6 protein-coding genes (1 of these 6 cut by a window edge) are annotated in these 8,059 nt (G+C 49.6%); 3 read left to right on the top strand and 3 right to left on the bottom strand.

All coding sequences use genetic code 11. The features are described from left to right. Positions 1 to 26 precede the first annotated feature (26 nt). Positions 27 to 626 (top strand): hypothetical protein, encoded by a 600-nt coding sequence (locus C4B57_00865; protein ID PXF56035.1) that lies wholly within the window; start codon positions 27 to 29, stop codon positions 624 to 626. 101 nt (positions 627 to 727) lie between these two features. Here C4B57_00865 and C4B57_00860 read toward each other — a convergent pair whose 3' ends face one another. The 3 genes from C4B57_00860 to C4B57_00850 all read right to left on the bottom strand — a co-directional run bounded on the left by C4B57_00860 (position 728) and on the right by C4B57_00850 (position 6,830). Continuing rightward, positions 728 to 5,620, bottom strand: a complete 4,893-nt coding sequence (locus tag C4B57_00860) for a phytochrome sensor protein (protein PXF56147.1) — start codon at positions 5,618 to 5,620, stop codon at positions 728 to 730. A 213-nt stretch (positions 5,621 to 5,833) separates the two neighbouring features. Then, positions 5,834 to 6,532, bottom strand: a complete 699-nt coding sequence (locus C4B57_00855) for a hypothetical protein (protein PXF56034.1) — start codon at positions 6,530 to 6,532, stop codon at positions 5,834 to 5,836. 79 nt (positions 6,533 to 6,611) lie between these two features. Then, positions 6,612 to 6,830: a hypothetical protein gene (locus C4B57_00850; GenBank protein ID PXF56033.1), complete on the bottom strand. Its 219-nt coding sequence runs from the start codon at positions 6,828 to 6,830 to the stop codon at positions 6,612 to 6,614. Between the two features lie 136 nt (positions 6,831 to 6,966). On the opposite strand from C4B57_00850, the gene C4B57_00845 reads away from it, so the two are divergent. Together C4B57_00845 and C4B57_00840 are read left to right on the top strand one after the other, a co-directional pair. Next, positions 6,967 to 7,920: a hypothetical protein gene (locus C4B57_00845; protein PXF56032.1), complete on the top strand. Its 954-nt coding sequence runs from the start codon at positions 6,967 to 6,969 to the stop codon at positions 7,918 to 7,920. Positions 7,921 to 7,992: 72 nt separating this feature from the next. Beyond that, positions 7,993 to 8,059 carry the beginning of a hypothetical protein gene (locus tag C4B57_00840; protein ID PXF56031.1) on the top strand. It continues 224 nt past the right edge of the window, so only the first 67 of its 291 coding nucleotides appear in the window; it begins with the start codon at positions 7,993 to 7,995; its stop codon lies beyond the right edge, outside the window.

The raw sequence follows: 8,059 nt of genomic DNA, 5'->3' as shown, positions 1-8,059 counted from the left end.
CTATTGTAATTGACTCATGGGAGGTTGTGGGTATCGAAGGTTTGACCACTGCAGGGTTTTATGGGCCGCTTGGCAGTGGCAGCCATGAAACCCATAAAGATTTCGTGGCCAATCCCATAAATGCGGTCGTCGTTTTGCAGGATCCTTACAAAGAAAACAATCCCGATTCCAAGACCCTGGTTATCCTGACCAACAGCCCTGCAAGTAAACCGTTAAAGGTCTATGACGGGTATGATCCCCGCAGCGAAATTGAAAACTCCCTGTTTCGGGAAGCAAAGCAGGCGTGGTTCATCCAGAGGCCTCCACAAAATACCAAGGCTGCTTTTAGAGCCCATGCGTATCTAACCATCTTGACCATGGCCCTGACCACTGCCTATCAAGGCTGGATGGATCAACAGGATAAATTGGAACAGAACGGCCAAGATACCGGAATTCGTAAATTCCGGGAAAAGGTCAAGGAAGAAAACGGCAACAAGCTTATAATCTTTGACCAGGACCGCTACGCCATCTTTGATGCCTATGAGGTTTTCATTCTCTGCGGTCGTAATGTTCTTATGCCAACCGGAGTTCCTGAAAGGATCACCAAAGAAGATATATTACAAAAGTACAGTGTTCAGCTGGAATGATTTTATTCCTGAACTTTACTGCTCTTTCCTGAAATTCTCCCTCCACCTTTTTTGAGTACTGCTGTTGTCAGAGACAATCTGCCAGCCTCGTTGTTCGAATTTTATACCCCATAAATAATCTGCGCTGTTGCCGTCTCAATCCTGGCTATGGTGGTATTTTTACCCATAGCTTGAGAAAAGACGATCACAGCTTGCCTCTGAAGGCTCAAAAGAGCCTCCTGTGCTGCGTCACAAAATTCGCCTGCGCTTATATGAAATATCCAGACCGGCCTGCTTTCCCTCGCATAGTCCAGAAGGGCCATGGTAATCTTGTTTGCCGTGCGACTCGCCTCTTCAATGATCCGTGAGCGGTCCATTATATATTGTGGTGAAAGCTCTTTCCCGGCCTCTATCCGTGCCATGGTCCTCTGGGCTTCCGTAAGGATGGGAGTGAGCTGGTTCTTGATCTCATGGGCCACCCCAGCAGCCAGGCGACCGACTCCGGCGTGCTTTTCCGCCATAATCAACTCCTGCTGGGTCTTCTGCAGCTCTCGGGTACGTTCCTCAACCATCTGTTCCAGATGTCCACGGTGTTGACGCAAGGCTTCCTCAGCCCGTCTCATCTCATCTACCAGGCGGGCGTTTTCCAGGGAGATGCCCGCCTGGGTGGCCAGCAGATCAGTCATCTTTGCCTTCTCCGAAGTGAAAACCGAATCGGACAAACGGTTTTCAAGATACAGAATTCCCATCAACCGGGCCTGCTTGGTTAATGGAAGACAGAGAACGGAACGAAGCCCCATGGCCTTAACCTCGGGATTGTCCTTAAAGTTTCCTTCTTGCGAGGCATTGTCCAGGACCAGCGCCTCCTTGGTGCGATGCACATAACGGATGATAGCCCTGGAAACATCAGTGGCATCTTCAATGTCATACCGGACGGTCCGGACTGCATCTTTTTCGGTGACGTGACTTTCAGCGCGGACAATCAGTCTGCCGCCGTCTTCAATCAAAAGATACCCGTGCTGCGCCCCCGAGGCCTCCAGAACCACGTTCATAATCTTTTTCAACAGGCCATCGAGATTGATCTCTGCCGAAATGGCGGCCGAGGACTTCATCAGGTACTCGGCATCCAGACATGGAAGGGTATAATCAGGAGCGCCTGCTTCAACCGGCATTGAAGCAGGCGCCTCTTCCTCGAAATACTCAGGGTATTTCTCCTTGAGAGAGATCTCTTTACGCTCTGCATGGCATTTTTTATACAGACGGGCTGCCTCGGCAAAGCAGACCCGCTCCATACCCTGACCCGCCTCCTTGAGAAGTTCACCCCGGCATTCATTAATGTAACCTTCCATAAAGGTGAATCGCTGTTCATGGGCAATAGCTATGGCATCAAAGTAGAGGCCCCTTGCCTTTCTGAGATCCCCGGTAAATCTCTCCAGTTCTGCATAGATAAGTGCAAGATAAGGTCTGAGCATCGGCCCGTATTGAGCCCAGGTCTCAATCTTCTTGATGAGCGGCTGAATGAAAGACAGTAATTCTCCTTTGCTTTTGTATATGATTCCTTTCGCATACAGCCTGAGGGCATTCAACACCTGGAAGGCGTGCCACTGCCGCTTCAGTAAGTGATCGGTAAGCCCTCTCAGATACCGCCTGACTCCAAGTAAATACTCTTCAGCCCTTTCATACTCTCCGAAATAATAGTGGGTCAGAGCCATGTGTACATAATAGCTCCCTGCAGCAGAGATATGATTTTCCCTCTCCCATTTTTTGATCTTCTCCTCCATGGGCACTGGTGTGTAATCCTTTTTCATGGGCGCAACCCATGCGGCCTGCATGGCCTCGGCCAGGGCAACGGAAAATGACAGATGATACTTCTGGGAAAACTGAAGACATTCCTTGGCATACTTCTCAACGGCCGACAGGTCGGCCCCCTGCACCTGAAGACCCCACATCAAGGGACCGTACAAGAGCCCTGCATTATATAAGTCACCGCAGTTCTTGCCGCACTGTATCCCTTTCAGACAATGTCTGGCCAGATCTTCGGGATGATTCCGCGTATGCATGGTAACCCAGGCGACCCCGTTCATCCCCCTGGTGGCCCCAAAGGTGTTCGGGTACCTTTCACACAGATCAAGGGCCAGGTCTTCATATCGAAAGACCTGATCAAATTTCATGTGCTCCCCCAGATAGAGCCCCATGATAGAGAAAGAATAGATCACCGATTCATCCATGCCGCCTTCCAGGCAGTGCCGGGTTGACTGGACTGCCGAAAGATAGAGTTGCGGCACCAGGCCGGACATGTATAAGTCCGGGATGAGTTCGCTGTAGATGACCAATTCGATCTTACTCTTCCTCTCCTTGGTAAAAGGCATATTCAGGACAGTGTCCCAGATCCTGGAACCATATTTGGAGTTGATTTCATCCATCAACTGCTCTCGTTTTTTCTCTGCAAGCCCGGGATCATCCGGGATCGATCTGCCGAAATACGCCAACCCGCGGTTGGCGGTCTCAATTGCCTTTATGAAATTGCCTATGGATGAGAGCGAGGTAGTCTGCTCGGCCAGTGCTTCCGCCTTGTCCAGATCGGTTTCGGCATGATCAAGTAATTGATTGAGGAGTTTTTCCGAGTTCTCATAACTTCCGCACATCAACTCGGTCTTTGCCAGTTTCTGGTATATCTTAAATGTGCGGTCATATTGGACCTGCCAGCAGTCTTGAGGCAGAAGCTCAAGGCTTTGTCTGAAATACTCATTGGCCGCTTCCGTGGCCAGTGAATCCAGGGCCTTGTTGCCCGCATGGTAGTTTATGTTCGACAGCAGATAGGCCGTTTCCTTGTCTGATGTCCTATCCTTTCCCAGGTTGAGGTGTGCGGCGACAGTAAACAGGTTGTCCAGTTTTTCGAGATCTGTCCCATCCGGGACAGCGGAAAGGAGGTGATTTCCGATATGCCAGTGTATCCGCTGGCGCCTTTCACGTTCTATGGCACCCAGGACCGCCTCCTGCACCCGGTCATGAACGAATTGTAACTGCTCTTTGCTCTCTACCAGAAGCCCCTGGCCCAAGGCCGGCTTCAATGTTTCAAACACGTCCGGCAATGTAATCTCTCTGACCAGGGCTACCTCGTCCGGTGTGAAAAGATTTCCCATGCAGGCGCAATATTCGAGCAGTTCAATGGTATCAGGAGGCAGCCTTTGGACCTTTGAGCTGAAAAGCGCCACCACCGTGGACGGCATGTCAGACTCCCTGATCTTTTCGAGGTCCCAGAGCCACTGTCGGCTTTCGTCCAAGAAGAGCAGATCTTCATTATAAAGATAGGACAGACTCTCGCTGACAAAGAGTGGATTTCCCTCGGTAAGGCCGGCCAGAAAATCGGATAATGTCCTTGTCTGGGTGAGAGAAGAATCGAGGATATAAGAGACCATCTCATGGCAGTGCCGGGGTTTCAGGGGTTTTAACCTGATCTCTTTCAGGGGTTGAGCGCTTTCCTTGATATCACGCATCAGTTTTGTAAGGAGATGGCTTTCATCCACCTCATTATGGCGATAAGCCCCTAAAAGAAAGAGGTATGGGTGCTCCTTGTAATTGGCAAAGATGTTGGCCAGAAAATCGAAGGTGGCGATATCGCACCACTGAAGATCGTCTATAAAAAGAGTCAAGGGGTTTTCTTTGCTGGCCAGGCAGGTCAAAAAACGGCCGAAGACATCGTGGAAGCGGTTTCTCGATTCCACGGGAGGAAGCGGCTTGACCTCCGGTTGAGGGCCGATCAGGATCTCCAGTTCAGGAACCACATCTGTTATCACCTTTCCGTTTTCTCCCACCGCCTCTGCGATTTTTTGTCTCCAGAGAGCGTTCCTTTGATCGCTTTCCGTTAAAAAGGTCCTCATCAGATTTCTGAAGGCCTGGATAAGGGAGCTGTACGGAATATTCTTTTGATAGACATCGAATTTCCCTGAGGTAAAATAGCCCCTGTGCTCCACGATCGGTCTCTGAAGTTCCTGAATCAAGCGGGTCTTCCCAATACCCGGCAACCCGGAAATCAACAGGCATCTGAAAGAACCATTAGCAGCTTCCTCATATTCCTCAAGGACAGTTCTGGCCTCTCCATCGCGTCCTACCATTTTAGAGATAAAGATAACCCGGCCGGGCCGATCATAAATCCCCAGGGGAAATTCCATGATCGATCCCTTTGTTGAATATTCGTCCCGGCAATGCCTGAGGTCTGCCAGGAGCCCGACAGTGCTCTGATAGCGCTTTTCAGGCTGTTTGAGCATTAATTTGGTGACGATTTTACTCAAGACAGGCGGAATCTCTGGGTTCAGTTCGTGGACCGGCGGCGCCTCTTCAGCCAAATGTGAATGGATCAATTCCAGGGGATCGGCAGATAAGAAGGGAAGTTGCCCGGTCAGAAGCTCATAAAAAGTAACCCCCAGGGAATAAAGATCTGTGGAAAAATCGACTCTATGGCTGATACGTCCGGTCTGTTCGGGAGAGGTATAGGCCAGTGTCCCTGTCACAAAAGAACTGTCATAAATGAAATGACTCACGTCTCTCACATCAAGGGAAGTTATAAAATCGATTAACCGGATATCGAGGGTCTTGGGTTGAATCAAGATATTGTGGGGTTTGACACCGCCATGAATAATCCCCGCTTCATGAACCTTGTCCAGGGCCTTAACCAATCTGCAGGCCACGGTGAAAAAATCGTTCAGGGTAATCCTGGTCTGTTTTCTGGCCCACTCATCAAGGGTTATGCCTTCGAAATAGTCCTGAGTGATAAACGCGGCATCACCTTTCACTTCAAAGGATAAAGGCGTAATCAGTTGGATATCCTGCAAGGTTTTGAGATGCTCTATTCTCTGTCTGAAGTGCCTCTTTTGACGTTCGGACAAAGAGCCGGCCTTCAGGACCCTGAGAGCCAATGGACGACCGGGATTCTCTTTATGAAAGGCCTTGTAAACGACTGATTGCGGGCCCTCACCCAACTTTTCAATGATTGTATAGTTGGAAATCGTCCTCATTATTTGATCCATGTTCGAGATCACCTCCATAATTTAGGAGGGCTAAAGGCCGTCCGTGTACAACCAATCCTGCCATTCTAAAGATGGCAACAAGGAAGATCCACACACCTCGGCTGCAATTCGTGCAGTCCTTTTACATTTTCACTTTCTTATCGGAATCTTTGTTTCAACTATAAAAGACCTTCTTTGTGTCCTCAGTGGTTCAACGCATCCCTAAGACACCCCCTGGGCCCGTTCCAGGATCTTTCTGCTGTACGGGCCGCAGTTAAAGAGAAGGTCCATGGCCGACAGATCCTTGATAAATTCTCCCCAGAGCTGTGGATAGACAGGCCTCTGATAGTCTAGCCAGTGGACAGTGATCCCTGCCTCCTTCAGCAGGGCGGTATCGATCCTGCCCTTCCCTGCCCTGGGGGCCACCAGTTCACTTGCACCCAGTTTTTCGGCAATGGCAACCAGCAAGCCGGTTCCCTTGGCCATGACGCCTATCTCTGACTGCAGCAGGTAAGAGCCGGGCAGATCAAGGGAGTGAAAAATGTGATCAATACCGGCCAGGTTCCAGTGGAGCAGGCTTTCAGGCGCTCTGGTATAGAGTTGTTCGAAAAAGGCGAAATGTTCCTGGAAGAACGGGGCGTTCTTGTAACAGTGCTCCAGGGTCATGAGGTGTTTGCGCCGCCAGCGGGGGTCATCCAGGACACGAACCTTGTCAATGGACTGGAGGCCCAGCCCCTTTTTGATCACCGGGATGGTAAACCAAACCGATCCGTGCATGCCTTTTAAGCGGTTACGGTTGATCCAGGAAAATCCCCTTGGATACTGGACCTGATCCAGGAACACCAGTGTATCCGCCTGCATGGCCTTGTGAAACAGGCCGGGCCAGGGTAAAAATGTGGGTTGGTGAGCTGCAAATCTCATTGCTTAATCGGCCCGACCAAATCTAACATGAGCGCAATATTATTTTCCAATTCATTATTTTATGATGGTAATGAAAATACTATCCGAAGGCAAGGGCGATCTCGTAAGGTGCTGAAGCATCTGCTGTCTGTCTGCCCCCAGTAATTCGTATCTCATCTTCAGACGGGAGCGCCCTGAAGATGCCGGGCGTCATGGTCAAGTGTGGCAGACCAAGAAAATATGGGGAAAAACTGGGTAATGTATCTTCCCTTGCCTCAAGGCACAAGCGCTTGGCAAAAGAGTACTGTGTTGGTAGCATGAGACTTTTATGGGAAACTTCAGATATGAAATATCCAGTGTTAGTATATATTTTGGAAACCGTCCTTCCCGAATCAGAAACAGATGCATGTCAATCGGGAACTATTGGATAGAAATCAGATCATAGGAAAACACTTGTGATTACAGGCCGTCCCTCAATCGGCGGACCGCCCATGGTAAGAATCGACGGCGATAAAGTCCGTAAGCTCAGAGAGTCCCTGGAGCTTACCCAGCTCTACCTTGCTACGGCGGTTGGAGTGACCACTGACACTATTTCCCGGTGGGAAAATCGCAGATATCCCACCATTAAGAAAGAAAATGCCCTCAAGCTGGCCGAGGCACTTGAGGTATCGCTTGAGGAAATACTCGAAGACCATGAAACAGGATCACAAGATGGGGAAATGAAAAAAAGGCAGGAGGAAACCGACGAGACTGACGGAAGCCGGCTACCTGGAATCTTTACAATTCGTCCGTTGTTGGTCCTGATACTGGTCTGTGCGGTGATTATTTCCGGCGCTTTCTGGTGGTCTTTCTTTGGCCGCCAGAAAATAAATATCACCGCCTATAGACTTCTTCCGCCACATACGGCCCCAGGCCTGCCTTTTCCGGTGATAATAAGTGTAGAAACCGAGCATGTTGGATCTCTTTCCCTGATATTGAGGGAATCCGTGCCCCAAGAATGCACGCCGATTGAAGCTGAGCCCGACTTCACGGCCATTGACGAAAAAACAGGCGATCTTAAATGGATCTATCAAACCGATATGCAAAAAATCATATTTTGTTATCTGGCTACCACTGAACCTGGAGTCAGGCTTGAAAAAGAGCTGCAATTTGAGGGAACGATCACTGTCAGAAAAGGTCAAAGCACTGCTATGCCTATCAAAGGACCGAATACACTGCAAATAAGTACGCTGCACTGGGCGGATGCCAATGGTGATGAAAAAATTGATGATGAAGAAATACTCACTGTTTACGATGAATTTGGTAAAATAAAGGATATAAATTTTGGTATGGAGCAGATTGAAGATATCTGGTCTGGAAATGGATATCGCTGGGATGAAAAGACCAAGAAGTTTATAATAATGCCTTGAGGCATATGAGAATATTTGATCACGGGGCAGGGCCGTCCCTTGGAGCGACCTGCGTAAGTCCCGCAGTTTTTCTTGGCCTTTGGGGCGGGGGAAACCCCGGCTCCGGAGCGAAGCGAAGGAGAACGGGGAGGGGGCAGGA

This window comes from Deltaproteobacteria bacterium (genome assembly GCA_003194485.1).
GTDB lineage: Bacteria > Desulfobacterota > Dissulfuribacteria > Dissulfuribacterales > UBA3076 > UBA3076.
The sequence above is the reverse complement of the archived record's forward strand: the minus strand, read 5'-3'. Positions and strand labels throughout refer to the sequence as shown.

Bases quoted from the DNA above. Each gene is read 5' to 3' on its own strand.
- C4B57_00860 (PXF56147.1), bottom strand. From the start codon at position 5,620: ATGAGGACGATTTCCAACTATACAATCATTGAAAAGTTGGGTGAGGGC.
- C4B57_00855 (PXF56034.1), bottom strand. From the start codon at position 6,532: ATGAGATTTGCAGCTCACCAACCCACATTTTTACCCTGGCCCGGCCTG.
- C4B57_00850 (PXF56033.1), bottom strand. From the start codon at position 6,830: ATGCTACCAACACAGTACTCTTTTGCCAAGCGCTTGTGCCTTGAGGCA.